The organism is Polynucleobacter sp. AP-Sving-400A-A2 (assembly GCF_018688155.1).
In the GTDB taxonomy this organism is placed as follows: domain Bacteria; phylum Pseudomonadota; class Gammaproteobacteria; order Burkholderiales; family Burkholderiaceae; genus Polynucleobacter.
In genome coordinates, this window is record NZ_CP061312.1 from 1,980,111 (window position 1) to 2,004,319 (window position 24,209).

Sequence of the window (24,209 nt, forward strand, 5' to 3'; positions counted from 1 at the left end):
CCGAGTTCTTCAAGCTTTACCAGCTTTTGCACGGGGATGCGCTTTGTCATATGCCTGTGCTAAGTGCTGGAAGTCTAAAGAGGTATAAATCTGAGTGCTGGCGATGCTGGCGTGACCCAACATCTCCTGCACTGCCCTCAAATCCTGAGAAGACTGCAATACATGGCTAGCAAAGCTATGGCGCATCATATGCGGGTGCACGTGGGTGGGAAGGCCTGCCCGCATGGCTAAGGTGCGTAAGCGCGCCTGAACGGTGCGGGGAGATAAACGTGCCCCCGTAGCAGAGATAAATAAAGCCATTGATACATCTGCCTGCTCAAGCAGGTCTCGAGCAGCACGCCAAACTTTGAGGGATTGCATTGCTGGTCCACCAATCGGAACTGAGCGACGTTTGCCGCCCTTACCCAAAACCGTTACTTCTGCAGCATCCCAATCTAGCCAGCCGGCAGACTCATGCTGGCGATCCTTGCTTTGCATCACATCGATGCCCAGCAGCTCAGATAAACGCAGACCAGAGGAATACAACAAATCAATGATCGCAGCATCACGCACCGTCTCTAGATCTTTCTTTTCTTCAGCCTCTTTTACGGCCTGATTTACTAAAGAGAGCGCCTGCTCGACTGAAAGGGCTTTTGGTAAAGACTTTAAACGCTTAGGTGCTTTCACATCATCGACGGGATTGGCCACTAGATTTGCAGTCACCCTTCCCGCCTGCGTATCTCGACGCGCATCTTTCTCGGTCAACCAGTCATACCAACCACGCCAAGCAGAAAGCGCCCTTGCAATCGTGCGAGATGACTTTCCTTTTGAATGTAGGCGCCCCGCCCAGCGACGTACATGAGCATTGGTAACCTTTAACAGCTCGACGGCATCATCTGTTGCTAATGCCTGTAACTCACCAAGATCCATGCGATACGCTTTAAGCGTATGCGGTGAGAGCTGCCTTAATACATGCAGCTCGTGCAAGTACTCCTGCACTAAGGGGTGCGGATCAGCTGGTGCTTGGCTCATAAGCCTGGATGCGATCCAAAGCTGCAGCGGTGAGTTCAGCAATCTGACGCAAATAGAACGCACCCATATCCGCAGTAAAACGGGACTCATCTTTGCTTGCTAATAAAAGTACTGCTGGCGATTGCGCTACGCCAATACTTTTACCTAGCGGCAGACCAATAGCGACCATACTTTGCCACTCAGAATCGATAGTCACTTGGGTCGCCAGCAAATCTACGCTCGCTGCAGCCAGCTCTTTGGCTGAGCCACATAATGGCGTGTCAATCCACGGGCCAAATGCAGTATTGGGTGACAAGAGTTTTGCTGACTCGACTTCAAACACTTCAGCCAAACCTGCAGTCACTGCAGACTCCACATCCGCCTTGGTGTTGGCTCGCATTAAACGCAATAACCAAGCCACTAAGCTTTGCTGGGTTTTGTCATTACGACTGCCAAAATGTAGCATCTCACTTAAGCGACGATTGAGCTCTTGATTCTGTGTGCGCAACAAAGTCATCTGGCGCTCTTGCAAGGAGATTGCACGATCCTCGTGAGGATGCTTTAAACGAATTTCATTTAAAAGATTGGCGTAACGCTCAAAGAAACCCGGGGTGGCACGCAACCACTCTGCTACCAATTCTTCTTGTTCGGCCTGCTTAGGATCGATTGCGCTCATCTGTCTTTTTCTCGCTTATTTTTTAATTTATTTTTTTAGCTCAGCTTTTTACGCAGAAGCTCATTCACCTGACCTGGGTTGGCCTTGCCTTGCGAGGCTTTCATGATCTGCCCTACTAAAGCATTAAATGCTTTTTCCTTGCCAGAGCGGAATTCTTCAACCGACTTTTCGTTAGCTGCCAACACCTTGTCAATGATGGCTTCAAGCTCACCACTATCACTAATCTGCTTCAAACCTTTAGCATCAATCACTTGATCAACGGTACTGATAGCTTTACCTGCTACAGCCTCTTCCCACATGATTGCAAAGATATCTTTTGCAATCTTGTTAGAAATTGTGCCATCTGCTACGCGGGTTAATAGCGGTGCTAAATGTTCGGCTTTTAATGGCGCATCTGCAGCAGCGATTCCGGCGCGATTGAGTGATGAAGCAAACTCACCTGCAATCAGGTTCGCTGCAGCCTTTGCCAAAGACTTGCCAACAATCGCAATTAGCCCCTCAAATATCTTGGCAGTGTCGCGATCTTGCGTGAGTAGTTGTGTATCGTAGGCGCTCAAGCCAAATTCGCTTTGCCACTGATCACGAAGCTGTGCTGGTAAAGCCGGCATCTTGCTGCGCACATCGGCAATCCAGGCGTCATCAATCACTACTGGCAATAGATCTGGGTCAGGAAAATAGCGATAGTCATTAGCGTCTTCTTTACTGCGCATACTGCGAGTCTCTTGACGATCGGGATCGTATAAGCGGGTTTCTTGAACAACCTTGCCACCATCCTCAATCAATTCAATTTGGCGACGCACCTCGTATTGAATTGCCTCTTCCAAAAAGCGGAAGGAGTTTAAGTTCTTAATCTCGCAACGAGTACCAAATTCTTTTTGGCCTACAGGTCGTACAGATACGTTGGCATCGCAACGAAAAGAGCCCTCTTGCATATTGCCGTCACATACCCCAAGCCAAACAACCAGGGTATGAAGTGCTTTTGCATAGGCAACTGCTTCCGCAGCACTGCGCATCACTGGCTCAGTCACAATTTCTAGCAATGGTGTGCCAGCACGATTTAAGTCAATGCCACTAGATGCCTCACCGTGCGGACCTAAGAAGCCTTCTTCATGAACCGACTTACCGGCATCTTCTTCCATATGCGCGCGTGTCAACTCAATTACTTTAACTTGATCGCCAACTAATATTTCCAGATGTCCACCAAGGACTACAGGAAGATCCATCTGGCTGATCTGGTACCCCTTTGGCAAGTCCGGATAGAAATAATTCTTACGTGCAAAAATACTTGCCGGCGAAATCTTGGCATTGACAGCCAAACCAAAACGAATGGCATGTTCAACAGCTTGACGATTTAATACTGGCAATACTCCAGGTAAAGCTAAGTCAACGGCACAGGCTTGCGTATTGGGGCTTGCGCCAAAACGCGTACTCGCCCCGCTGAAAATTTTGGATTGTGTTTGGAGCTGCGCGTGGGTCTCTAGACCAATCACGATTTCCCATTGCATCATGCCACCTCGCTTGCTTGACGCAAATGCCAATCACTATTTTGCTGGTATTGGTGCGCCACTTGAAGTAAGCGCGCCTCAGTAAAGTAGTTTCCAATTAACTGCATTCCAATCGGCAAATTACTTGTATTGAAACCGCAAGGCACACTCATCGCCGGCAGCCCCGCTAAGTTAGTTGAGAGTGTGTAAATGTCTTCTAGATACATTTGCACCGGATCTTTTGATTTTTCACCCAAGCGCCATGCAACATCCGGGGCAACTGGCCCTAGGATGACATCGCATTTTTCAAATGCCGCCTGGAAGTCTGCTGCAATAATGCGACGAATTTTTTGAGCCTGCAAATAATAAGCATCGTAATAGCCATGACACAGTACATAAGTACCTACTAAGATTCGGCGCTTCACTTCCGCACCAAATCCTTCGGTGCGTGATTTCTTATACATGTCAGATAAGTCGCGATACTCATTTGCTCGATGTCCGTAGCGCACACCATCAAATCTGCTCAAATTACTGGAGGCTTCGGCTGGAGCTAAAACGTAATAGACTGGAATAGATAACTTAGTTTTGGGCAGGCTAACTTCCAACAGCTCCGCACCTAAGTCTTGCAAAGCTTTTGCTGCAGCATTGACTGCATTGGCTACTTCTAGAGCAAGACCCTCTGCGAAGAATTCTTTTGGCAGGCCAACTCGTAATCCCTCAAGTGGTTTTGCTGTATTTGTATCTCCGTCTTTCCAAGACTGTGTGAGGTAGCGACCGTAGTCCTCTCCAGAATCTGCTAGTGAAGTGGAGTCGCGCGGATCATGGGAAGACATGGCTGTGAGCAATAATGCGCAGTCTTCAGCAGTCTTGCCCATAGGACCAGCCTGATCCAGTGATGAGGCATAGGCAATCATCCCGTAGCGAGATACGCGCCCATAGCTAGGCTTGATACCAGTTAATCCGCAAAAAGCCGCTGGCTGACGAATGGAGCCGCCTGTATCTGTACCCGTCGCAATTGGAGCTAACCCAGCTGCTACTGCCGCTGCAGATCCTCCAGATGAGCCTCCAGCAACATATTCTGAATTCCAAGGATTTAAAACTGGTCCATAGGCTGAATTTTCATTAGAGGAGCCCATGGCGAACTCATCCATATTGGTCTTGCCAAGGCAAACCATGCCAGCACCGTTTGGGTTCAGCTCATCCGGAATCCCGAGATTAGATACTACTGTCGCATCAAATGGGCTGAGGTAACCCTCGAGCATTTTGGAGGCCGCTGTCGACTTCCAGCCACGTGTTACGAAGACGTCCTTATGGGCAACTGGTACGCCCGTTAACTTTCCAGCCTTACCAGAGGCAATAATTTTATCTGCTTTGGAAGCTTGATCTAAACTTAAGTGAGCACTCACATCAAGATATGCATTCCAATGTTTTCCGACCTCAATCCGGCTCAGAAAGTACTGCGTCAACTCAACGCTGGAGACCTCTTTAGCGGCCAATGCTTTGGACATCAATGCAACAGGAACTTGATGCCAGCTCATTCGATCACCCTTGGAACTAAAAAGTAGCCATCCCGCTCTGCGGGGGCAGATTGCATGTTTTCGACGCGCTGATCTACTTCGGTCACCGTGTCACTTCGCAAGGGTTGCGCTAAATCGCGCAAAAAGAGGATGGGGTGGGCCAAAGGAGCGAGACCGCTTGTATCGACAGCCTGCATCTCCTCGACTAAAGCAAATACGGCCTGTAATTGAGGCAATACCGCCTCGGCTTCTGCCTGACTTAAGTCAAGGCTGGAAAGGTGCGCAATGCGCTGGACATCATTTAGTTTCATGGGGCGCTAGGGTATCATTCATAAATATATTTTTTAACACTTACTTATTTTCCCACTACATCATGTTTGGTTTTTTTCGCAGCTACTTTTCTAATGACCTAGCCATCGACCTAGGTACCGCTAACACCTTAATTTACATGCGTGAACGGGGTATTGTGCTTGATGAGCCGTCAGTTGTGGCAATTCGCACTGAAGGCGGCCCAAATGGCAAAAAAACCATTTTGGCTGTTGGAAAAGAAGCAAAAGCCATGTTGGGTCGTGTTCCTGGAAATATTGAGGCTATTCGCCCAATGAAAGACGGTGTTATTGCCGACTTCACCATTACTGAGCAGATGCTCAAGCAATTTATCAAAATGGTACATGAGAGTAAGCTGCTCAAACCAAGCCCGCGTATCATTATCTGCGTTCCTTGCGGCTCAACCCAAGTTGAGCGTCGAGCTATTCGCGAATCTGCATTAGGTGCAGGCGCATCACAAGTGTTTTTAATCGAAGAGCCTATGGCTGCTGCAATTGGCGCAGGTCTGCCAGTCTCTGAGGCGGCTGGTTCTATGGTCGTTGATATTGGTGGTGGCACAACTGAAGTTGGCGTGATGTCACTTGGTGGCATGGTTTACAAGGGTTCAGTTCGGGTTGGCGGCGATAAGTTTGATGAAGCCATCACAAACTACATTCGTCGTAACTACGGTATGTTGATCGGGGAACAAACTGCTGAGTTAATTAAAAAAACGATTGGCTCTGCCTTCCCTGGCGCTGAAGTGCGCGAGATGGAAGTGAAAGGTCGCAACCTTTCCGAAGGTATTCCACGTAGCTTTACTGTTACCAGCAATGAGATTTTAGAAGCATTAACCGATCCATTGAATCAAATCGTTACTGCTGTAAAAGCAGCCCTCGAACAGATTCCACCCGAGCTCGCATCAGACATTGCTGAGCGCGGCATGATGCTGACTGGTGGTGGCGCACTATTGCGCGACCTCGATCGCCTATTGCTAGAAGAAACTGGTCTGCCAATTCATGTTGCTGAAGATCCTCTCACTTGCGTCGCTCGTGGTTGCGGTATTGCATTAGAGCGCATGGACAAGCTGGGCGGCGTGTTCTCACAAGAGTAATTGACTTAAGCGTCGACTAGGGAATTGCAACATAGCGCCCCACCTCTTTTTAGACAAGGCGTTCCGGCTTTAGTTAAACTAATTGCCTGTCTTTCGATCAGCATCGCATTGATGTTGATCGATTTTCGTTATAAAGCACTTGACCCCATTCGTAATAACGTCAATTGGTTATTACGTCCACTAGAGTATGTGATGATGATGCCGCGCAATGTGTTTGAGGCGACATCAGAATACTTCACTAGTCGCGGAACTCTAGAAAAAGAAAATCAAGAAATGAAAGTGCGCCAAGCAGAGCTCTCTTTGCTTGCCAATCAATCTGAGTTTCTGCTGATAGAAAACCAAAATCTACGGCAGCTGATGGATTTGCAAAAGCAGGTTCAATTCGAAACATTGCCAGTCGAAATTCTATTTAATCCACCCAATCCAATTTCTCAGCGCATTGTGATTAATCGTGGCAGTAAGGACGGTCTCAAACTGGGCAATCCCATTGCAAGTGATTCGGGTATCTTAGGTCAAGTAATACGCGTCTACGATCACTCTGCAGAAGTGTCTCTATTAGAGGATCGTGACTTTGCGGTGCCCGTACAAATTGCACGTAATGGCTTAAGAGCGGCCGTTTTTGGTGTAGGGCGTGGCAACCCTCTCGAACTGCGCTACCTCCCTGTGGCCAGCGACTTAGAGGTAGGCGATGTATTAATTACCTCAGGCATTGATGGCGTTTACCCCCCTGGCTTTGCAGTGGCTGTGATTAGTCGCATTGAACGAAATGCCGATAAAAATTCTTCTAACGTCTTTTGTGTGCCAGTTGCACCGGCAAACCGCTACCGACAGGCTCTGGCATTACTTTACGATCCGCAATGGGATGCCAAAGCATCTACTGCAAACAGCAAGCCTGATGCACCGCTAACCAATACTCTAGGGCGTCGCCAAACTCGTGCGCGAGGCATGCAATGATCGACCTTCAAAGCGGCTATATTCTTCGCCCGGTAAATGCGGTATTTATTTATTTCAGCCTGTTTTGCGCACTACTGCTAAATCTTTTACCCATTGGAAATTATGGCTGGGTGCCAGACTGGCTAATTATTTGCATCATATTTTGGAACATCCACCAGCATCGCTACGTTGGCGTAATAATTGCATTTATTCTTGGCTTGTTGATGGATGTTCATAACTCTGACTTGTTGGGCCTTAACGCTTTTAGCTACTCATTGGTGGCTTATCTAGCCATCTCTTGGCACCGACGAATCGTTGCTCTAAGCGCTTTCACCCAAGCAATGCATTTACTGCCCATCTTCCTGCTGGTTTCATTATTCCCGGTACTCGCCCATTGGTTCTTAAGTGGTGAAGTCTATTGGGGGGCGCTCACCGGCGCCATTCAGGCGCTGATTGAGGGAATGCTGTGGCCCTTAGCAACACGCATCTTGTTATCGCCTCAACGTCGCCCTATTGATGTTGATCACAATCGTCCGCTTTAAAAAATTATATGGTTTCTTTTAAAAAACCAGATCTCGACTCGTTTCAAGAGCGCATTCATATTGCGACCCTATTTGTTACCGTCTGTTTCTTGTTATTAGTCACGAGATTGGTGTGGCTGCAACTGGTGAGTCATAGCAAATACGCTCTGCTAGCAGAAAGCAATAGAATCGCATTAGTTCCCGCACCAGCAAATCGCGGTCTTTTAATAGACCGCAATGGAATCGTCATCGGCAGAAACTATTCGGCACTGACCTTAGATGTCAATGCCGAAGAAGTTAAAGGCAATGTTGATGAACTGATTGATGAGCTCTCTCAAATTGTGTTGATTTCTCCCAGAGATCGCAGAAATTTCAAGCGCTCACTTGAAGATTCTCGCAAAATGGGCACATTTCCCCTCAGATCGATGCTCACCGAAGTAGAAACAGCCCGCTTTATGGTGAATCGCTATCGCTTTCCAGGTGTCGAGATACGTGCCCGAAGCTTTCGAGAGTACCCCTATAACGAGCTAGCCTCGCATCTGATTGGTTATATTGGGCGAGCCTCTAAGCAAGATATCGAGCGCATGCAAATTGAAATTGATAACTCCAAAGCGGGTGATCCTGATGCACTACAAACTTCATTTCTGCCGGGCATTCACTATGTAGGGAAAATTGGTATAGAGCAAAGTTACGAAACAGTATTGCGAGGCAGGCCAGGATACGATGAGGTCGAGATTACTGCAGGCGGCAAACCCGTGCGCACACTTTCTAGCTCACCATCGGTTCCAGGGAAAAATGTGGTCCTCTCGGTTGATATCAAGCTGCAATACTTAGTTGAACAACTCTATGGAAATTTCCGGGGTGCATTTGTTGCGATTGAGCCTGAGACTGGCGATATCTTGGCATTTGTTTCTAAGCCTAACTTTAATCCCAATGACTTTGTTGAGGGCATCGACTCATTAACCTGGAAAGAGCTGAATGACTCGCCACAGAAACCACTCTATAACCGCCCGCTTAAGGGGATTTATCCGCCGGGGTCAACCTATAAACCATTTATGGCGCTCGCCGCTTTAGAAACTAAAAAGCGTACGCCATCACAAACGATCTCCGATCCAGGTTATTTTGAATTTGGTAATCATACTTTCCGAGACGATAAAAAGGGTGGGCACGGTATTGTTGATATGCAAAAGTCAATTGTGGATTCTTGCGATACCTACTACTACTTGTTAGCACGTGATATGGGCGTCAACATGATGCATGACTTCATGAAACCATTTGGCTTTGGTCAAATTACTGGCATCGATCTGCAAGGTGAATCAAAAGGTGTACTGCCATCTACCGAGTGGAAGAAAAATACTTTCAAAAAACCAGAACAACAAAAATGGTATGAAGGCGAAACAATTTCTCTAGGCATTGGTCAAGGCTATAACGCATTTACTATTTTGCAGTTAGCACATGGCATGTCCAATTTAGCTAATAACGGCATTGTAATGAAGCCGCATTTAGTAAAAGCAATTGAAGATCCCTTCACAAGAAATCGCACTCTCACTACACCCAAGGAAAGTTATCGAATTGATCTGGCGCCTGAGAATATTGAGATAATCAAGAAGGCGATGGTCGAAGTAAATAATTCTGGAACCTCTGCATCCGTTTTTAAAGGTACCGGATATCAAGTTGGCGGCAAGACTGGAACAGCGCAGGTATTCAGTTTGAATTCGAAAGAATATAAGCACAGCTCCACAGCAGAATTTTTACGTGATCATGCTCTGTACGTTGCTTTTGCCCCTGCAGAAAAGCCCACTATCGTTATTGCGATGGTTGTTGAGAATGCAGGATTTGGTGCGCAGTATGCTGCGCCAATTGCGCGTAAAGCGCTTGACTTTTATCTTGAAGGTAAATGGCCAAAGGAGATTCCTGAATGGAAAAGAGCGCCATAAACAAAATAAAGAAAATATTCCTGAGCATTTTCAGCGGGCTAGACCGCCAGCTAAGCTATATTCTGCTTGGTTTAGCAGGCATTGGGTTTATTACCTTCTTATCCGCAAGTCAAAATACACCCGTTCGCTTTGAAGATGAGTTGCGCAACCTAGTCCTTTCGTTTGCGGTAATGTGGACTGTTTCTCGCATTCCACCAAAGTGGCTAGAGATGGCTGCAGTTTGGATTTATGGAATTGGAGTTGCGCTGCTGATTGCAGTCGCAATATTTGGGTTAATTAAAAAAGGTGCAAGACGTTGGCTCAATATTGGTTTTGTAATTCAACCATCTGAGATCATGAAAATTGCCATGCCACTCATGCTAGCTTGGTACTTCCAAAAACGGGAGGGCATTCAAAAGTCTTGGGACTATGGGGTGGCAGCAATCATTCTTGGGATTCCAGTGCTGCTCATTGCACGCCAACCTGACTTAGGTACTGCGCTCTTAGTATTTGCCGCAGGCATGTATGTCATTATTCTTGCTGGATTGCCGTGGAAATGGATCCTACCATTCATAGGCATTGGCGCATTTGGAGTCATCCTCATCATTATTTTTGGCAGTACTATCTGCGCCCAAGATGTTGTGTGGCCGCTAGTTCATAACTACCAAAAACATCGAGTATGCACTTTACTTGACCCGAGTAGCGACCCACTTGGAAAAGGCTTTCACACCATTCAGTCGATGATTGCAATCGGCTCAGGTGGATTTTTTGGTAAAGGTTGGTTCCAGGGCACGCAAGCCCATCTCGAGTTTATTCCCGAAAAACATACCGACTTTGTCTTTGCCGTTTTCTCGGAAGAGTTTGGCTTACTGGGTAACTTAGTGATGTTGTCACTTTTCTTCGCTTTGATTAAACGAGGCTTAGCCATTTCTTCTAGTGCGCCGAATCTGTTCACTCGCCTGCTGGGCGCGTCTGTCACGCTGATTTTCTTTACCTACGCCTTTGTCAATATCGGTATGGTGAGTGGTTTATTGCCCGTGGTTGGAGTTCCACTACCCTTCATCAGTTATGGAGGAACTGCCTTAGTGACTCTGGGGTTCGGTGCTGGAATTTTGATGAGCATTCATCGCCATCGACGCTTGGTGCAAAGCTAAGATTTGAGCTTAGGCATGTGTACCAATTTTTTACATTTACCCTAGAAACAAAAAAGCCCGGCATGCCGGGCTTTTTCATCAACAAAGCAAGAATTACTTCTTACGCTTGTTAACTGAATCTTTAAATGCTTTACCAGCAGAAAACTTAACAGTTTTAGCAGCAGCAATTTTGAGTGGCTCACCAGTTTTTGGGTTGCGGCCCATACGTGCAGCGCGCTTACCGGAAGAAAAAGTACCGAAACCGATCAGTTGTACTGAGTCGCCTTTAGTAACAGCTTTAATGATTTGCTCAATAGCAGAATTCAATGCAAATTCAGCTTTGGCTTTTGAGATCTCAGCATCGTCAGCAATCGCTGCGATTAGTTCTGCTTTGTTCAAGTGAAGCTCCTTATAGATATTGATGTCAGCGCAACCTGCGCTTACATGATTTTAACCACAAAAAATTACAAAAATAAAGTTGCGTCACAGCAAATTTTTTTTATTGCCTATTTTTTACTCTTCTATAACTGTCACATCAGATACAAAATACTCAGTATCGCCAAAACAGCTTGTAGGCAATCCGATATGCTGTTCATATTTAAGGGCTACTTTTTTGCCCAGATTAGCGTTAATTTTTTGTGCCACAGCATCATCACGCACTGTAAAAAGGAATTTTTCTGACATGGTTCCCGGCATGGATACCATAGCTAGCTCGCCTTCCCAAGTTTTACATACATAGCCTCGGTTGGAAAACTTTTGCACATAGCCAGCACGCTCACCGCTTCCGTAGCTCCAATTGAACATAATCCAGGCATAAGCTGCCAAACCAGCTAGGCCAATCAATATTAGGCTTAAAAGCCATTTTACGAATCTATTCATGTGAATTTCCTTAACAAATCATCATTGCAGCACTCATTAGGTGCATTCCCTGTGGCCTGCCAGAGCCCTAATTAACATTGGAGCATATTCATTATGAAAATAGGGGTGAAATAGTGCTCCATACAAATTAAAATACTAGTATTAACGCTAATGGGTATATTCCATGGAATTACGTCACGTCATTTTTCTGATCTTTGTTGTATCGGCTTTCTACGTTTACTCTAGAGGAAAGGTGCGATTTGGCTTAGTTCGCTCCCTAACAGACTATCAAGTACTTTTAGCACCAATTAATAGTCTGCTTTACTTGTTTTCAAAAACCAAGGCCGGGGCATTTATTCCAGTTGTGGACTTTCCTGAAATGAAGCCCCTCCAAGATAATTGGCAAATCATCCGTGATGAGGCTCTCGCCTTAAATGCAGATGGTGCTATAGCAGCCGCTACGGGATATAACGATATTGGATTTAATTCCTTCTTTCGCACAGGCTGGAAGCGCTTTCACCTCTATTGGTATGGCAAAGAAATGCCGTCAGCGCAGCTCCAATGCCCTAAAACTGTTGCCATCCTCAAATCAATCCCCACGATCAAGGCAGCGATGTTTGCCTCATTGCCCCCTGGGGCAACGCTAGTAAGGCACCGAGACCCCTATGCGGGCTCGCTACGCTATCACATTGGCCTAGTCACTCCAAATGATCCCAAGTGCTTTATTGATGTCGATAATGAGCGCTATTTTTGGAGGGATGGCGAACCCGTGATGTTTGATGAAACTTATATCCACTATGCGGCCAACGAGACAGATCACCAACGCATTGTCTTATTTTGCGATGTAGAGCGGCCGGTTCACACGAAATTGGTGCAATTATTAAATCGCTGGTTTGGGCGTTACGTCATGAGCGCAGCCTCTTCCCAGAATGTTGAAGGGGAGAAGGTGGGATTTGTAAATGTTCTCTTTAAGTATTTTTACCACCTCAGGGCGCAGGCCAAAAAACTCAAAGCAAAACATCGCAGCGTGTATTACATCGGCAAATGGGTTTTAATTTTAGGAATTCTGTACGCCATATTTTGGTAAGCACTAGGGGCTTAATACTTCAGCAATCTGCTCTGGGGTGATTGAGCCCCAGATTTCCACTCTCTTGACGCGGCTACTTTGTCCCGACAAGAGCTGAATTTGTTTTTGCGGCACCCTCAATTGCTTAGAAAGCCAAGAGAGCAGCATTTCATTGGCCCTGTTTTCGAGGGCAGGGGCCTGCAGAGATATCTTGAGACAGCCGTCATGTAGGCCAACCACCTTAGTCAGCTTTGCGCCTGGCTGGCAGTGCAGATCAAGAACAATGCCGGTGGGGGTTTGCTTTAACCAAATAGGCTTCATTAAAGTACTTTAAACTCAAACCATGATTATGAAGAACTCCAACGCCTTAGACCAGCTATTTGCCAATAATCGTGAGTGGGCGGAAGCTATGATCGCCAAGGATGCTAATTTTTTTAAGCGTCTAGTTTCACAGCAAGCGCCAGAATATTTATGGATTGGCTGTTCAGATAGTCGCGTACCCGCGAACGATATTGTGAACTTGCTGCCTGGCGAACTTTTTGTACATCGTAATGTTGCCAACGTGGTAGTCCATACCGATCTGAACTGCTTATCTGTAATTCAGTTTGCTATCGACCTATTGAAGGTCAAGCATATTTTGGTGGTGGGGCATTACGGTTGCTCAGGCGTGCATGCGGCACTAACTGATAAACGGGTTGGCCTTGCTGACAATTGGCTGCGTCATGTGAAGGATGTGCATCAAAAACATGAGCGCTATCTCGGCGAAGTGATCCCATCTCCAAAACGTCAAGATCGCTTATGCGAGCTCAATGTCATTGAACAAGTAGTCAATGTTTGTGAAACTACTATTGTTCAAGATGCTTGGGCTAGAGAGCAAGACCTCACGGTACATGGATGGACTTACCGTCTTGAGACCGGCCTAGTCAATGATTTGGGGATGTCCATTAGCTCTACCGAAGAAATGAATGTACGCTACGCCAAATCTTTATCTCGCTATGACACTGAATAAATTGAGTTTTGTTTAAGAACTTTTCAAACTATTCTGGGGTAGCACTCCTTAGATTTCTGGTATCGCTTCCCTACAAGACTTTAGTCTCTGTCGGCTATGGCTTAGGCTATCTGGCAGCCCACATTCCCAATGGTCGCAATCACGTGGTTCAGAAAAACTTAGAGCTCTGCTTCCCTGAGCTAAGCGCAACAGAAGTTAATCAACTCAGAAAGCAACATTGGCGACTACTGGGCCGCAGCTTAGTTGAAAAAAGCATTATTTGGCTAGGCAGTAAAAAACAGCTTGCCGATATGATTGAAGTTCGCTCGGAGGTTGATCTCAATGATAGACAGCCACGTATTTTAGTCAACATGCATTTTATTGGCATTGAAGGCAGCATTATTCTGAGTGCACTTGCCAAGGAAAAAGGTTGGCCTCGCACCTCTGGCTTTTTTCAAAGAATGAAAAGCCCTTTCTTTAACAAGAAGATTATTGAATGGCGCAATCGCTTCGGTGGAAATTCGATTGATCGACAAGGAAATACACTTGAGCTTATTCGAGAGATCCGCAAGGGAAGTTTCATCATCATTGCGCCTGATATTGATTTAGGCCTCAAAGACTCTGCTTTCGTTCCCTTCTTTAATATTCAAACTAATACGATCACAGCCGTATCGCGTCTAGCCAAAATCACAGGGGCGCAGGTCTGCATGATGATCACTACTCTCAAGAAAGATGAGGCTGGCTACATTTGTACTATTAGCAAGCCCCTTGAAAACTTCCCAACCGAAAATCCTGAAGCGGATACAGCACGGCTCAACACCATTTTTGAAAAAGAAATTAGACTTAGGCCAGCCGAATACTATTGGGTTCATAAGCGCTTTAAAAATAGACCTCACAATGAGGCTAGCCCTTACTAGTACGTCGGCTGGGGCTTAAATTTTTATCCCCAATAATTTTGCGGCATTGCCTCCCAATATGGCAACACGGTCAGAATTACTAAGGCCAGGAGTATTCATTACATGCTCAACCGGATATTCCTCCCAAGGAATTGGGTGATCAGTTCCTATAACAATCTGGCTTGCTCCAACTTGGGCTACTAGATGGCGAAGCGCTTCGGGTGTAAATACCAATGAATCAAAATACAGCTGGTTTAAATATTCAGTAGGTTTTTTCTTCAGAACAATCTCAGGGTTGCAATTTTGAGGAGAAACAAAACAACTATGGTCCATGCGGGGCGCATAAGAACCCAAGAACCCACCGCCATGTGCCGCCAATACTTTCAACTGTGGGTACTTATCTAAAACACCTTCATAAATTAAGTGCTGTAAAGCTATCGTCGTATCAAGTGGATTGCCTATAACATTTGACATCCAACCATTGCCTTTAAATCTTTGGGCTAACTGAGGGGTGCTTTGCGGGTGAATGAAAAGAGTCACATTTAACTCTTGAGCCTTCGCCAGCACAGGATGAAACTTAGGGTCTGAAAAATCTTGGCCTAAGACACTTCCACCAATAGCGGCTCCTCGAAGACCCAATTTCTTTACCGCATCCTCAAGTTGTTGGACGGCTAGGTCGGGGTATTGCATTGTTAAGGATGCGAAGGCGGCAAACTTATCTGGCCGCATTGCGCACAGCCCAGCAAGATGCAAGTTATTAAGTCTGCATATTTCTGCAGCAGTATCTTTATCCTTCCTATACCAATAGGGGTTGATGCTCAAAACCTGCATATCAATGCCCTGAGCCTCCATCGCCTTAATGCGCTCATTAATCTGTATGAAATGCTCTGGCACACCCTTCGTGGGAGGGGGCACTGACTTTGCATCCTCCCCCATTAGATCAATTGCATCCTGAAAAAGACAATGGGCGTGTACGTCTATCGCCTTTACACGTTTGCCATTAATAAAGACTGGGGTAAGGCGCCTAGGCCCTTTGTTTTGCGCCTCTGCCGCATGCAATAAGCCACATCCACAAAATGTGAGGCCCCCAAGCGCTTTTGCTGAGGTTTTTAAAAATGATCTTCGACTATTCATATTGCACTTCCCTTGGATATTTATCATTCCATGATGACTTGACTTACAGTTAAATTAGCAATTAAAAGTATTTCCGTCAAATATAGTTTTTATATAAAAAATGATCAGAATGCCTACTTCATTGCCTTGTAATTCATAATAAGGTCATGGAAGAAAAAATACGTGTATCCAAGTTACTCTCTGAGCTAGGTCTTTGCTCCCGACGTGAAGCAGACTCTTATATTGAGCAAGGCTTGGTCACAGTCGATGGTGAAGTAGTCAATGAGCTGGGCTCCCGAGCTTTTCGCCATCAGAAAATTGAGCTCCAGTCTGGCGCTAAAGCGCAGCAAGCATCCCGGATTACAGTCATTTTGAATAAGCCAGTCGGCTTTATCTCTCACTTTGATGATGAGCAAGAGTATCAACCAGCAGCCTCGCTGATCACTCCCGAGAATTACTTTGCTAGCCCGCTTGATAAGGGACGTAACCCACGCTTTAACACCCGCGGCTTAGCACCTGCTGGTCGCCTGGATATTGATTCCACTGGCATGCTGGTCTTAACTCAAGATGGTCGTATCGCAAAACTCCTCATTGGCGAAAACAGCCCCGTCGAGAAAGAGTACTTAGTCCGAGTGGAGGGCGCACTCTCTTTTAAAGATTTAGATCGCCTCAAACATGGCCTGGAATTAGATGGTGTCGTTTTAAAGCCAGCCCAAGTCAGCTGGCAGAACGAAGACCAACTTCGCTTTGTTCTGCGCGAAGGCCGCAAGCGTCAAATTCGTCGTATGTGTGAAATCGTTGGCCTCCGAGTTTTAGGCCTCAAACGCGTGCGTATGGGTAGAATTTCGTTAGGCGCCCTACCGCCCGGGAAATGGCGCTTTGTAAGGCCCCAAGAGCAATTCTAAGCAGCGCTACCCGTCTATAATTCTGTCACTTAGATTAAACGCAGAATTACCATCGATACCACCACCCCCAGCACTCCCGGCGCAGAAGTTTTAAGACGCCGTAGCTTCGCTATCATCTCTCACCCAGATGCCGGTAAGACCACGCTTACTGAAAAACTCTTGCTATACGCGGGAGCGATTCAGATTGCGGGTAGTGTTAAAGCCCGCAAGGCCAGCCGGCATGCGACCTCAGACTGGATGGAGATTGAGAAACAGCGTGGTATTTCCGTAGCCAGCTCTGTAATGCAAATGGAATATCGCGATTGCATTATTAATCTGCTAGATACCCCAGGTCACCAAGACTTCTCCGAAGATACTTACCGCGTATTGACTGCAGTTGATTCTGCATTGATGGTAATTGATGCTGCTAATGGTGTTGAGTCGCAAACCTTGCGTTTGCTTGAAGTCTGCCGTGCGCGCAACACACCAATCGTCACCTTTATCAATAAGATGGATCGTGAAGTAAAGCCACCCATGGAGCTCATGGATGAAATTGAAACTGCACTCGGTATTGAAGTCGTTCCTTTTACATGGCCAGTAGGTATGGGTAAATCTTTTGCTGGTGTGATTGATATTGCTAACTCTCAAATGCGTATGTTCAAGGCAGGCGAAGATCGCGTGACTGAAGATTCTCACGCCATTGTTGATATTCATGATCCCGCCTTAAAAGAGCGACTGGGTACTGATCTTGAAAATGCACTTGCTGAAGTAGATTTAATTAAAAATGCGATGCCAGCCTTTGACCGTGAAGCCTTTCTAGCAGGCCGTCAGTCGCCGGTATTCTTTGGCTCTGCCATTAATAATTTTGGTGTACGTGAAATTCTTAACACCTTGGTTGAGCTTGCACCATCACCGGGATCACGCAAAGCACTGCAGCGCGAAGTGAGCCCAGCAGAGAATAAATTTTCTGCAGTAGTCTTTAAGATTCAAGCAAACATGGATCCAGCCCATCGAGATCGCGTTGCCTTCTTGCGCATTTGCTCGGGGCATTTTCAGCGCGGTATGAAACTGAAGATTTGTCGTAATGGCAAAGAAGTACGTACCAATAATGCGCTATCTTTCTTATCGCAACGACGCGATATCTTGGATGAAGCTTTCCCTGGAGATATTATTGGCTTGCCAAACCATGGTCTACTTCGATTGGGTGATACGCTCACCGAAGGCGAGCAATTGCAATTCACAGGCTTACCATTTTTTGCTCCAGAAATTTTTCGCATGGTCGAGTCCGCAGATCCCTTGCGCTCCAAGCAATTGCGCACAGGCTTAATGCAGCTTGGCGAAGAGGGTGCGATTCAAGTATTTCGTCCTATGACTGGTGGCACCATGTTGCTTGGCGCATTTGGACAACTGCAATTTGAAGTGGTGAGCCATCGCCTGCAGACGGAATATGGGGCGGAAGTGCGTTTGCTACCGGCACGTTACAACTTGGCTCGCTGGGTAAGCTCCGAAGATCCTGTGGCACTCAAAAAATTCATGCTAGAAAATATTCACCGCATGGCAGAGGATGTTGTGGGCGCTTCCGTATTTTTAGCTAGCCATAAATCTGAACTGGATGTTGCTCAACAGCGCTGGGAATCCATTCAGTTCCATGCCCTAAGGGAACATGCAGGCCTGATCTATCAATCAGACCTCGCTGGTTAACTCTAACGTGGGCTGGATTGCGGCCAATTGCAATCAAATACCGCAAGTAACTGAGTATCGTTTTTTCTAAACGATGCAGTTTTGCCATATTGTGCGCAATACGCATTGGCCTTTAGTGTAAGCGAGGCAATTGATTCGCCATCACTGTTCAGAAAGGTCACATGATTTGCATCTGACGCATCGGTATAAACCGCAGCGCAAGCACTCAAGCCAACCATGCTTAGCAATAAAATATATTTGAAATGAGTCATCGCTCCAGTTTCTTTACTAAACTTGCAGTAAGCTTGCTAGCAAACGGACGATAAATCAAAATACAAATCATCGCCACTGGGTAGGCAAGCGCCCAAACCTCCACCCACACCCAAAAGAAATCCCGTGCAAAACCTACGCGCACCAAAGTGGTAGCCAAAGTAATGCTCAATGACATGAGTCCGCCCATGATGGCAGCAAAAATAAGATTGGGAATATTCATCAGGATCTAATCATAGCGCCTTGACTGCTTAACTGTTATTCTGATCTGTGATCACTATTCCGCGCCCTAAATAGGGGAGTCTGCTGAGCAAGCTCAGAGGTTCATCATTCCAAGACTCTAGGAAACTATATGGCTGCTGGCCAAAATCAAAGAAACAGAAAAAACGACTCCATGGTGAGCAAAACTGGCAAAGCTAAATTGGGGCCACTTAACGTGGCTCAACTCAGCAAATTGCTCGAATCGAGCACCAAGCCCAAAGAGAAAGCAAAGATTCAGAGGGCGCTCAATAAGCGCCCGCCGGTCGCAGTACCCGCTGCAACAGAAGTCGTAGCCTAATCACTCAGTACTAAGCCCCGAAATTACCGGGGCTTTTTCTTATGTAATATGCTGTCAGCATGAAAGTTTCTCCCCAAATTCACTCCATTTATATTGCTGCTCGAGCAGGCGAGCTGATGGTGCAGCTTGCACAAGCTGAGATTATTTCTGGTGAAGGTATTGTGGGCGATCGCTACGCACTAGGTCTTGGTGCATTCTCTAAGACCAAGCCTAAAATACGCCATATTTCTCTCATTGCTCTCTCGGCCATAGAAAATGCTAATGGTCAATTGCATGCTCAACAGCAGCCGCTTTTTGGAGGGGGCGATACCCGAAGAAATCTGGTAATCAAGGGAATTTCTGAGGAAGAGCTAAATAGTCTCGTTGGCCAGACTTTCTATTTAGGAGGTATCGCATTTAAAGGCACCGAGTTATGCGAACCTTGTCAGCGTCCAGCCAATTTGCTAAAAAGGCCCGACTTCATGAATGCTTTTGAGAATAGGGGCGGTCTCAGAGCAGAAGCTCTAGACTCTGGGACTATTAGCCATGGCGATTCGCTCACATACTCATCAGAACAAGAAAAATGATTACCTTTGCCGAGCATGCAAGCATTAGCCCCGAACAGGCGATCGACCTTTATGTTCGATCAACTCTCGGGGAGCGCCGCCCAATTGATAGCGCTGAAACCTTTGCAGCAATGCTCGCCAATTCAAATCTCACTATTTCTGCGTGGGATGGTGAAAAACTTATTGGGATCAGTCGTAGCCTGACAGACTTTGCCTATGTGGCTTATTTGGCTGACCTTGCTGTAGATGAAGATTACCAGCGGCAGGGAATAGGAAAGCAGCTCATTGAAGAAACTAAGAAGCGCTTAAAGCCTGACTGCATGATTGTGTTACTTGCAGCTCCGAAAGCAAATACTTACTATGAGCACCTAGGCTTTGAGCATAATCCACGTGCTTGGACCATGAAAAAATAATTCAACTGAATATCGCAATATGTCGACCACAAAACTCTGCCTCATCCGCCATGGTGAAACTACTTGGAATGCTGAAAGACGCCTTCAAGGGCATACCGATATTCCTCTCAATAACAAAGGTATCCAGCAGGCTCGCCAAATGGCGCAGGCTATTAAAAATACAAAGCTGTCGTTCGATGCTTTATATACCAGCGACCTTAAAAGAGCTGCCGACACTGCAAATGCTATTGTGGAATTGTTTGGCGTAGAAGCAAGGGTTGATAGCGCCTTACGAGAGCGCCATTTTGGCGCACTTCAAGGGCTCACGATTCAAGAGGCGCCATTACTGCAGCCAACAATTTGGCAAGCTCATATTGCTCGTGACCTAGAGCATGAACTCGACGGTGGTGAAAGTATCCATCAATTTGCATTACGCGTTCAAACCGTTTTAGACAAGATACAAGAGCAGCATACAGGCCAAACGATTTTGCTTGTGAGTCATGGCGGCACTCTCGACATGGTATATCGAATTGCTAGCAAGCAAGCTTTAAGTACAGAGCGAGTAGCCTCAGTGCCAAATGCTTCACTAAATTGGATTACCCATCAGGAGGGTGGGGGCTGGTCAGTTGAGAGATGGGCCGATACTCGCCATCTTGAAGGTTCCGCCCTAGATGGCGTCGACCTCTAAGCAAAAAAACACCCTTAGGTGATTTTTTGCTTTTTTAGAAAAAGCTTACTTTCTGATGTGAGCGTGACGGGCGGCATCTTGTGACATGCCCTCACCCTTTGGCTTACCTTCAAGCGCTTCTTTTTCAGCGGTAATTTCTTTACGGCGCTCTTTGCAAGAGCCAGCAATCTCTTGCAAAGCCTTGCGAGCTCTTGCTGCAGAAGCTTTAACTCCTTTTCCGTGGAACTTTTCGTTCTCTGATTGGTATACCTCAAATGCAGCCATTAGCTTGTCATGATGGGACATATTTTTCCTTATAAATTATTGAAATAGTCGATCTAAGAAACACTTTAACCCAATAAATTGAAGTCACTTCAATTTATTGGGTCCAACGATCAATAATGGCTTTTAACTTTTCTGGTCCGAGTTCAGCAAGATATAAGTTGAAGTCATCGCGCAACTTAGAGCCTTTTTTGAAAGCAAATCCGAGATTGTCAAACCCAACAACTTGGTAGCTACTACTAACTGGCAGATTTAAGGTTTTTTGATAATTTACTAACATCACGTTATCAACAAATACCAAGTCTACATTACCGTTTTGCAATGCAAGCAAGGCTTCGGTTGGCGATGGGTATAGCTTTACTTGCTCAACTGAGTAATATCCTTTTGGCTGCAATACATTTTTCACATAATCATCAAACACGCTTCCTGTCGGATAGGCAATTGTATATTTACTGAGTTGTGATAAATCCGTTATTTTGATATTTCGGTTTTTTAAACCAATCAATTGCCAGGTGCTAGTGAAATATGGATTAGAAAAATCCATCACCTCTTTGCGCTTGTCTGTAATTGAAATTCCAGAGAATGCTACATCAGCTTGGCCACTAGTTACAGCGCCCAGCATGCCAAGCCAATCGTAAGCTGTTACCTTAAATGTACAGCCTCGTGACTTACAATAGCCCTCAAATAACTCTAAGTCTATGCCTGAGTATTTCCCATCCTTTTCAAACAGCATTGGAGGAACCGCGGGCGATATGGCAACCTTAATGAGCTTAGATGGCCCTTCTTTAGAGCAACCGCTCAGAAAAAATAGGCTTACTAACAATATTGTAATGATGCGTTCAAGTCTCATAGTATTTTCAATTTTTATGTGATTGAGTGATCTTATCAAGAATTGAATCTAACAATATCTTTGGGGTATTACTTTTTAACTCTACATCCTTTTTGCATTTTGATTAGCGAAAAGCCCAATAAAAAACCCCGTATACACGGGGCTTTTTATCTGAAGCGATCTGCCAATTATTTAGTACGACTTTTTGCTTTCGGAGCCTGGCCAAATTGACCCTGTGCGCTCTTTATTGCAGTTTCTACACTTTTCTCAAAGTTTGCAAATGCGTCTTGAGTGCTTGATCGTACTTGATCAAAGTTTTGCATTGCCGTATTGAATGCGGAGGTAAAGGAGCTGACATACGCCTCTGATCCAGCAGGCGCCTTTGATGTAGCAGCGGCCACAAAACTCTTCAGATCATCCTGTGATTGATTGATAGCAGCTTCTACAGCCTCAACCAGCTCTTGGTTGCCACGGCGCAGTACTGCACCAACTTTTTTCTGATACTCGGCAACTTCAGCTACGGCCTCTTGTACTTCTGGACTTTGCAGAAGGTCTAAAGCTGCTTTAGCATCTTTACCCTTCATTAATTCAGCTGCTTTAGCTTGAGCATTTGCAACAGCTTGTTGTGCAACTTGGTAATTGATTTCTGCTAGCTCTTGAGCATTTTCAAGGGCAGTTTGGCTCAGTGCGCGCGCACTTTCTGCGGATTTAGCTTGGTTTTCTGTAAATTGATTTTTGAACATGATTTTTCCCATTAATTGGTTATTTGTTGCACTGCACCATATTAATAGCTTATTTTGGGTTAAGCAAGGGAATTTTGCTGCAAAGCACCATTTATTTCCTAAAGGGCAGAATATATCCGCCCCAATAACAATTAAATAGCTCTATTTTTTAAATAGTCAATCACCCAAGCCGGATCACTGTCACTTGGGAAGATCGGGTAGTGGACGGCTTCGATCACACCATCATTTGCGATCAGGGTAATGCGCTTTAATAGCGTCATGCCAGCAGCAACAAAGGTGGGCAAGCGCAAAGCTTGCTGAAATCGATAATCTTCGTCACTAAGCACTGGAAATGGCAAATGCAAACGATCGGCCATCTCTTGTTGATATTCCGTGGATTGAACACTTAGGCCCACAACATCCGCGCCAAGCGACTGAAGTTCTTGATAGTGATCCCTAAATGAGCAGCTTTGTGGGGTACATCCCCTTGCTCCCGGAATTTGGTCCCATCCATCGGGCAAAGGAACATTGGGCTGACCTGTCATTGGGTAGCAGTAAATCACTAAAAGACCCTTAATCTCGCTGAGATTCAGTAGGCCTTGAGCCGTTGTTACCAGGGAAATAGCTGGCAAGCGCATACCCACCAAGTGATCGGCAGCCCCATCATCTTGAGGGATAGGTAAGTCGACAGGTAATTGATTGAGATTTGTCATAAATATAATCTTAGCCTAGCCGGCCATAATCTACCTACAATTTTTTAGCGACGCTGACTTCTTCAAGGATGCGACCTCAGCCATATACTCAAACTGTCGACGCAAAATATTTTTAATGAAGTATTCGATTACTGCTGATGGCACTAAGGAATTCGGCTCAATTTGGGCATCGTACTTAAAGGTAGTGAAATCCTTCTCGGAAAATAGCCGCCAACTTCCCTTGTAATACTTTGTGTCACCGCTAAATTGCTCAAAAAGTAATGTTTTGTTGGGGATCTCTACATACTCCAACTCAGAACGCATCTCAAATGGGATGAAGAGAATTCTTTCTTCAAGTAAGCGAGCGACCTTTACTTTATTACCAGATCTAGAAAGTACTTTTGAGTCGACCACTCCAGGCAGATTTTTAGCGCCCTCATAATCAGTAATAAATGCAAAGGCTTCACATAGGGTGATCGGCACCTCATAGCTTGCGTTCACCTGAAAGCGATCGCTAGCTCTCGTCACGGCGACTTTTAAGTCATATGCACTCGTCGACTCTTGCGCCAAGACAACGCCGCACGTTGCAATGAGAAAAAAGTAAAAGAGCTGCTTCATGTTGGTAGTTTAGTGATATTAAAGTGAGCTACTTACGCATACCATCTAGCTTTTCACTTAAAGCCTCAACAGCTTTCGTTAAAGCGAATAGCTCTTTCTCTTTTAACAGATCAATTTTTTGATGCAGAAGTTCAATCTCTAACTCCGCCTTCACGTTGACCTCAAAATCATTGCTGGCCTGTTGACGATCTATTTCTGAAAGTCGATTCTGACTCATCATGATGGCTGGAGCGGTATATGCAGCCTGAAAAGATAGCATTAAATTTAGCAAAATAAATGGGTAGGGATCCCATGCATTTGTATTATTTATTGAGTTGTAAGCAATCCAAACAAAAATACATGCACTTTGAACTAAGATGAATTTCCATGAGCCTACCGTTTTTGCGACAACATCAGAAATTTTTTGGCCAGTCGTTAACCCTCGCGCGTAATCTTCAATATGACTAGAGATGTTGCGAGGGAAGACTTTGCGATGCTTGCGCCTATGCTCCCGAAGTGACTCTAGAATTTGTAGCTCTTCAGTGGTGGGTGTAATAGTAGTCATAGTTCCTCGCTTTATAT

Annotated in this window: 31 protein-coding genes; 14 read left to right on the plus strand and 17 right to left on the minus strand. The window is 45.6% G+C overall.

What is annotated here, in order from left to right; genetic code table 11:
- Positions 1-9: 9 nt before the first annotated feature.
- The 5 genes from C2758_RS10375 to gatC are packed head-to-tail and all read right to left on the minus strand — an operon-like array spanning position 10 to position 4,978.
- Positions 10-1,011, minus strand: coding sequence for a tyrosine recombinase XerC (locus C2758_RS10375; protein ID WP_215328225.1), 1,002 nt, complete (start codon positions 1,009-1,011; stop codon positions 10-12).
- On the minus strand, positions 992-1,666 hold the full coding sequence (locus tag C2758_RS10380) for a DUF484 family protein (protein ID WP_215328226.1): 675 nt from the start codon (positions 1,664-1,666) through the stop codon (positions 992-994). The genes C2758_RS10375 and C2758_RS10380 overlap by 20 nt, the downstream gene beginning before the upstream one ends.
- Before the next feature lie 35 nt (positions 1,667-1,701).
- Positions 1,702-3,171, minus strand: a complete 1,470-nt coding sequence (gatB, locus tag C2758_RS10385) for an Asp-tRNA(Asn)/Glu-tRNA(Gln) amidotransferase subunit GatB (protein ID WP_215330289.1) — start codon at positions 3,169-3,171, stop codon at positions 1,702-1,704.
- Positions 3,171-4,688: an Asp-tRNA(Asn)/Glu-tRNA(Gln) amidotransferase subunit GatA gene (gatA, locus tag C2758_RS10390; RefSeq protein WP_215328228.1), complete on the minus strand. Its 1,518-nt coding sequence runs from the start codon at positions 4,686-4,688 to the stop codon at positions 3,171-3,173. Before gatA ends, gatB begins: the two co-directional genes overlap by 1 nt.
- A complete protein-coding gene (gatC, locus tag C2758_RS10395; RefSeq protein WP_215328229.1) occupies positions 4,685-4,978 on the minus strand; it encodes an Asp-tRNA(Asn)/Glu-tRNA(Gln) amidotransferase subunit GatC in 294 nt (97 codons plus the stop codon). The genes gatA and gatC overlap by 4 nt, the downstream gene beginning before the upstream one ends.
- A gap of 62 nt (positions 4,979-5,040) precedes the next feature.
- Here gatC and C2758_RS10400 point away from each other — a divergent pair, with 62 nt between their 5' ends.
- From C2758_RS10400 to rodA, 5 genes are read left to right on the plus strand one after another with little or no spacing between them, the layout of a single operon-like run.
- Positions 5,041-6,084: a rod shape-determining protein gene (locus C2758_RS10400; protein ID WP_046330974.1), complete on the plus strand. Its 1,044-nt coding sequence runs from the start codon at positions 5,041-5,043 to the stop codon at positions 6,082-6,084.
- Between the two features lie 24 nt (positions 6,085-6,108).
- Complete coding sequence (gene mreC / locus C2758_RS10405; protein WP_215328230.1) at positions 6,109-7,038, plus strand: rod shape-determining protein MreC; 930 nt, start codon at positions 6,109-6,111, stop codon at positions 7,036-7,038.
- A complete protein-coding gene (gene mreD / locus C2758_RS10410) occupies positions 7,035-7,559 on the plus strand; it encodes a rod shape-determining protein MreD (protein WP_215328232.1) in 525 nt (174 codons plus the stop codon). Before mreC ends, mreD begins: the two co-directional genes overlap by 4 nt.
- A gap of 8 nt (positions 7,560-7,567) precedes the next feature.
- The gene (gene mrdA / locus C2758_RS10415; RefSeq protein WP_215328236.1) at positions 7,568-9,475 is read left to right on the plus strand and encodes a penicillin-binding protein 2; all 1,908 of its coding nucleotides are present in this window, start codon (positions 7,568-7,570) and stop codon (positions 9,473-9,475) included.
- Positions 9,457-10,608 carry a rod shape-determining protein RodA gene (gene rodA / locus C2758_RS10420; protein WP_215328238.1) on the plus strand — a complete coding sequence of 384 codons (1,152 nt, stop codon included), beginning with the start codon at positions 9,457-9,459 and terminating at the stop codon, positions 10,606-10,608. Before mrdA ends, rodA begins: the two co-directional genes overlap by 19 nt.
- Before the next feature lie 93 nt (positions 10,609-10,701).
- Here the strand turns inward: rodA and C2758_RS10425 are convergent, their stop codons facing one another.
- Positions 10,702-10,986, minus strand: a complete 285-nt coding sequence (locus tag C2758_RS10425; RefSeq protein WP_046330979.1) for an HU family DNA-binding protein — start codon at positions 10,984-10,986, stop codon at positions 10,702-10,704.
- 114 nt (positions 10,987-11,100) lie between these two features.
- A complete protein-coding gene (locus C2758_RS10430; RefSeq protein ID WP_215328239.1) occupies positions 11,101-11,466 on the minus strand; it encodes a hypothetical protein in 366 nt (121 codons plus the stop codon).
- A gap of 163 nt (positions 11,467-11,629) precedes the next feature.
- Here C2758_RS10430 and C2758_RS10435 point away from each other — a divergent pair, with 163 nt between their 5' ends.
- Positions 11,630-12,532, plus strand: a complete 903-nt coding sequence (locus tag C2758_RS10435) for an aspartyl/asparaginyl beta-hydroxylase domain-containing protein (protein ID WP_215328240.1) — start codon at positions 11,630-11,632, stop codon at positions 12,530-12,532.
- A 3-nt stretch (positions 12,533-12,535) separates the two neighbouring features.
- Here C2758_RS10435 and C2758_RS10440 read toward each other — a convergent pair whose 3' ends face one another.
- On the minus strand, positions 12,536-12,832 hold the full coding sequence (locus C2758_RS10440; RefSeq protein WP_215328243.1) for a DUF167 domain-containing protein: 297 nt from the start codon (positions 12,830-12,832) through the stop codon (positions 12,536-12,538).
- Positions 12,833-12,854: 22 nt separating this feature from the next.
- Here C2758_RS10440 and can point away from each other — a divergent pair, with 22 nt between their 5' ends.
- Together can and C2758_RS10450 are read left to right on the plus strand one after the other, a co-directional pair.
- Complete coding sequence (gene can / locus C2758_RS10445; protein ID WP_215328244.1) at positions 12,855-13,520, plus strand: carbonate dehydratase; 666 nt, start codon at positions 12,855-12,857, stop codon at positions 13,518-13,520.
- Positions 13,521-13,528: 8 nt separating this feature from the next.
- Entirely contained in the window at positions 13,529-14,416 is an 888-nt protein-coding gene (locus C2758_RS10450; protein ID WP_215328245.1) for a lipid A biosynthesis acyltransferase, read from the plus strand.
- Between the two features lie 15 nt (positions 14,417-14,431).
- Here the strand turns inward: C2758_RS10450 and C2758_RS10455 are convergent, their stop codons facing one another.
- A complete protein-coding gene (locus C2758_RS10455) occupies positions 14,432-15,529 on the minus strand; it encodes an amidohydrolase family protein (protein ID WP_215328247.1) in 1,098 nt (365 codons plus the stop codon).
- 146 nt (positions 15,530-15,675) lie between these two features.
- Between C2758_RS10455 and C2758_RS10460 the strand changes: the two genes are divergently transcribed.
- Both C2758_RS10460 and C2758_RS10465 read left to right on the plus strand, forming a co-directional pair.
- Entirely contained in the window at positions 15,676-16,413 is a 738-nt protein-coding gene (locus C2758_RS10460) for a pseudouridine synthase (RefSeq protein WP_215328248.1), read from the plus strand.
- Positions 16,414-16,464: 51 nt separating this feature from the next.
- Positions 16,465-18,093 (plus strand): peptide chain release factor 3, encoded by a 1,629-nt coding sequence (locus C2758_RS10465; RefSeq protein WP_215330292.1) that lies wholly within the window; start codon positions 16,465-16,467, stop codon positions 18,091-18,093.
- Between the two features lie 2 nt (positions 18,094-18,095).
- Here the strand turns inward: C2758_RS10465 and C2758_RS10470 are convergent, their stop codons facing one another.
- Together C2758_RS10470 and C2758_RS10475 are read right to left on the minus strand one after the other, a co-directional pair.
- Positions 18,096-18,344: a hypothetical protein gene (locus tag C2758_RS10470; RefSeq protein ID WP_215328249.1), complete on the minus strand. Its 249-nt coding sequence runs from the start codon at positions 18,342-18,344 to the stop codon at positions 18,096-18,098.
- Positions 18,341-18,565, minus strand: coding sequence for a DUF2798 domain-containing protein (locus tag C2758_RS10475; protein WP_251369200.1), 225 nt, complete (start codon positions 18,563-18,565; stop codon positions 18,341-18,343). The genes C2758_RS10470 and C2758_RS10475 overlap by 4 nt, the downstream gene beginning before the upstream one ends.
- 129 nt (positions 18,566-18,694) lie before the next feature.
- Here C2758_RS10475 and C2758_RS10480 point away from each other — a divergent pair, with 129 nt between their 5' ends.
- Genes C2758_RS10480 through C2758_RS10495 form a run of 4 tightly spaced genes read left to right on the plus strand, consistent with a single transcriptional unit; the run spans position 18,695 to position 20,526 of the window.
- On the plus strand, positions 18,695-18,901 hold the full coding sequence (locus C2758_RS10480) for a hypothetical protein (protein ID WP_215328250.1): 207 nt from the start codon (positions 18,695-18,697) through the stop codon (positions 18,899-18,901).
- Positions 18,902-18,960: 59 nt separating this feature from the next.
- The gene (locus tag C2758_RS10485) at positions 18,961-19,467 is read left to right on the plus strand and encodes an MOSC domain-containing protein (protein WP_251369201.1); all 507 of its coding nucleotides are present in this window, start codon (positions 18,961-18,963) and stop codon (positions 19,465-19,467) included.
- The gene (locus C2758_RS10490) at positions 19,464-19,859 is read left to right on the plus strand and encodes a GNAT family N-acetyltransferase (protein WP_215328251.1); all 396 of its coding nucleotides are present in this window, start codon (positions 19,464-19,466) and stop codon (positions 19,857-19,859) included. Before C2758_RS10485 ends, C2758_RS10490 begins: the two co-directional genes overlap by 4 nt.
- 19 nt (positions 19,860-19,878) lie before the next feature.
- Positions 19,879-20,526 (plus strand): histidine phosphatase family protein, encoded by a 648-nt coding sequence (locus tag C2758_RS10495; protein WP_215328253.1) that lies wholly within the window; start codon positions 19,879-19,881, stop codon positions 20,524-20,526.
- A 45-nt stretch (positions 20,527-20,571) separates the two neighbouring features.
- On the opposite strand, the gene C2758_RS10500 is transcribed toward C2758_RS10495, so the two are convergent.
- The 6 genes from C2758_RS10500 to C2758_RS10525 all read right to left on the minus strand — a co-directional run bounded on the left by C2758_RS10500 (position 20,572) and on the right by C2758_RS10525 (position 24,192).
- Complete coding sequence (locus C2758_RS10500) at positions 20,572-20,811, minus strand: hypothetical protein (RefSeq protein ID WP_215308617.1); 240 nt, start codon at positions 20,809-20,811, stop codon at positions 20,572-20,574.
- A 73-nt stretch (positions 20,812-20,884) separates the two neighbouring features.
- The gene (locus C2758_RS10505; RefSeq protein WP_256441922.1) at positions 20,885-21,637 is read right to left on the minus strand and encodes a transporter substrate-binding domain-containing protein; all 753 of its coding nucleotides are present in this window, start codon (positions 21,635-21,637) and stop codon (positions 20,885-20,887) included.
- A gap of 167 nt (positions 21,638-21,804) precedes the next feature.
- Positions 21,805-22,359: a phasin family protein gene (locus C2758_RS10510; RefSeq protein WP_215328255.1), complete on the minus strand. Its 555-nt coding sequence runs from the start codon at positions 22,357-22,359 to the stop codon at positions 21,805-21,807.
- Between the two features lie 131 nt (positions 22,360-22,490).
- A complete protein-coding gene (locus C2758_RS10515) occupies positions 22,491-23,051 on the minus strand; it encodes a peroxiredoxin (RefSeq protein ID WP_215328256.1) in 561 nt (186 codons plus the stop codon).
- 30 nt (positions 23,052-23,081) lie between these two features.
- Positions 23,082-23,648 (minus strand): SRPBCC family protein, encoded by a 567-nt coding sequence (locus C2758_RS10520; protein ID WP_215328258.1) that lies wholly within the window; start codon positions 23,646-23,648, stop codon positions 23,082-23,084.
- Between the two features lie 28 nt (positions 23,649-23,676).
- A complete protein-coding gene (locus C2758_RS10525; RefSeq protein ID WP_215328260.1) occupies positions 23,677-24,192 on the minus strand; it encodes a DUF1003 domain-containing protein in 516 nt (171 codons plus the stop codon).
- Positions 24,193-24,209: the final 17 nt, after the last annotated feature.

Bases quoted from the DNA above. Each gene is read 5' to 3' on its own strand.
- C2758_RS10375 (WP_215328225.1), bottom strand. From the start codon at position 1,011: ATGAGCCAAGCACCAGCTGATCCGCACCCCTTAGTGCAGGAGTACTTG.
- C2758_RS10380 (WP_215328226.1), bottom strand. From the start codon at position 1,666: ATGAGCGCAATCGATCCTAAGCAGGCCGAACAAGAAGAATTGGTAGCA.
- gatB (WP_215330289.1), bottom strand. From the start codon at position 3,171: ATGCAATGGGAAATCGTGATTGGTCTAGAGACCCACGCGCAGCTCCAA.
- gatA (WP_215328228.1), bottom strand. From the start codon at position 4,688: ATGAGCTGGCATCAAGTTCCTGTTGCATTGATGTCCAAAGCATTGGCC.
- gatC (WP_215328229.1), bottom strand. From the start codon at position 4,978: ATGAAACTAAATGATGTCCAGCGCATTGCGCACCTTTCCAGCCTTGAC.
- C2758_RS10400 (WP_046330974.1), top strand. From the start codon at position 5,041: ATGTTTGGTTTTTTTCGCAGCTACTTTTCTAATGACCTAGCCATCGAC.
- mreD (WP_215328232.1), top strand. From the start codon at position 7,035: ATGATCGACCTTCAAAGCGGCTATATTCTTCGCCCGGTAAATGCGGTA.
- mrdA (WP_215328236.1), top strand. From the start codon at position 7,568: ATGGTTTCTTTTAAAAAACCAGATCTCGACTCGTTTCAAGAGCGCATT.
- rodA (WP_215328238.1), top strand. From the start codon at position 9,457: ATGGAAAAGAGCGCCATAAACAAAATAAAGAAAATATTCCTGAGCATT.
- C2758_RS10430 (WP_215328239.1), bottom strand. From the start codon at position 11,466: ATGAATAGATTCGTAAAATGGCTTTTAAGCCTAATATTGATTGGCCTA.
- C2758_RS10435 (WP_215328240.1), top strand. From the start codon at position 11,630: ATGGAATTACGTCACGTCATTTTTCTGATCTTTGTTGTATCGGCTTTC.
- C2758_RS10440 (WP_215328243.1), bottom strand. From the start codon at position 12,832: ATGAAGCCTATTTGGTTAAAGCAAACCCCCACCGGCATTGTTCTTGAT.
- can (WP_215328244.1), top strand. From the start codon at position 12,855: ATGATTATGAAGAACTCCAACGCCTTAGACCAGCTATTTGCCAATAAT.
- C2758_RS10455 (WP_215328247.1), bottom strand. From the start codon at position 15,529: ATGAATAGTCGAAGATCATTTTTAAAAACCTCAGCAAAAGCGCTTGGG.
- C2758_RS10460 (WP_215328248.1), top strand. From the start codon at position 15,676: ATGGAAGAAAAAATACGTGTATCCAAGTTACTCTCTGAGCTAGGTCTT.
- C2758_RS10470 (WP_215328249.1), bottom strand. From the start codon at position 18,344: ATGACTCATTTCAAATATATTTTATTGCTAAGCATGGTTGGCTTGAGT.
- C2758_RS10475 (WP_251369200.1), bottom strand. From the start codon at position 18,565: ATGAATATTCCCAATCTTATTTTTGCTGCCATCATGGGCGGACTCATG.
- C2758_RS10480 (WP_215328250.1), top strand. From the start codon at position 18,695: ATGGCTGCTGGCCAAAATCAAAGAAACAGAAAAAACGACTCCATGGTG.
- C2758_RS10485 (WP_251369201.1), top strand. From the start codon at position 18,961: ATGAAAGTTTCTCCCCAAATTCACTCCATTTATATTGCTGCTCGAGCA.
- C2758_RS10490 (WP_215328251.1), top strand. From the start codon at position 19,464: ATGATTACCTTTGCCGAGCATGCAAGCATTAGCCCCGAACAGGCGATC.
- C2758_RS10495 (WP_215328253.1), top strand. From the start codon at position 19,879: ATGTCGACCACAAAACTCTGCCTCATCCGCCATGGTGAAACTACTTGG.
- C2758_RS10500 (WP_215308617.1), bottom strand. From the start codon at position 20,811: ATGTCCCATCATGACAAGCTAATGGCTGCATTTGAGGTATACCAATCA.
- C2758_RS10505 (WP_256441922.1), bottom strand. From the start codon at position 21,637: ATGAGACTTGAACGCATCATTACAATATTGTTAGTAAGCCTATTTTTT.
- C2758_RS10510 (WP_215328255.1), bottom strand. From the start codon at position 22,359: ATGTTCAAAAATCAATTTACAGAAAACCAAGCTAAATCCGCAGAAAGT.
- C2758_RS10515 (WP_215328256.1), bottom strand. From the start codon at position 23,051: ATGACAAATCTCAATCAATTACCTGTCGACTTACCTATCCCTCAAGAT.
- C2758_RS10520 (WP_215328258.1), bottom strand. From the start codon at position 23,648: ATGAAGCAGCTCTTTTACTTTTTTCTCATTGCAACGTGCGGCGTTGTC.
- C2758_RS10525 (WP_215328260.1), bottom strand. From the start codon at position 24,192: ATGACTACTATTACACCCACCACTGAAGAGCTACAAATTCTAGAGTCA.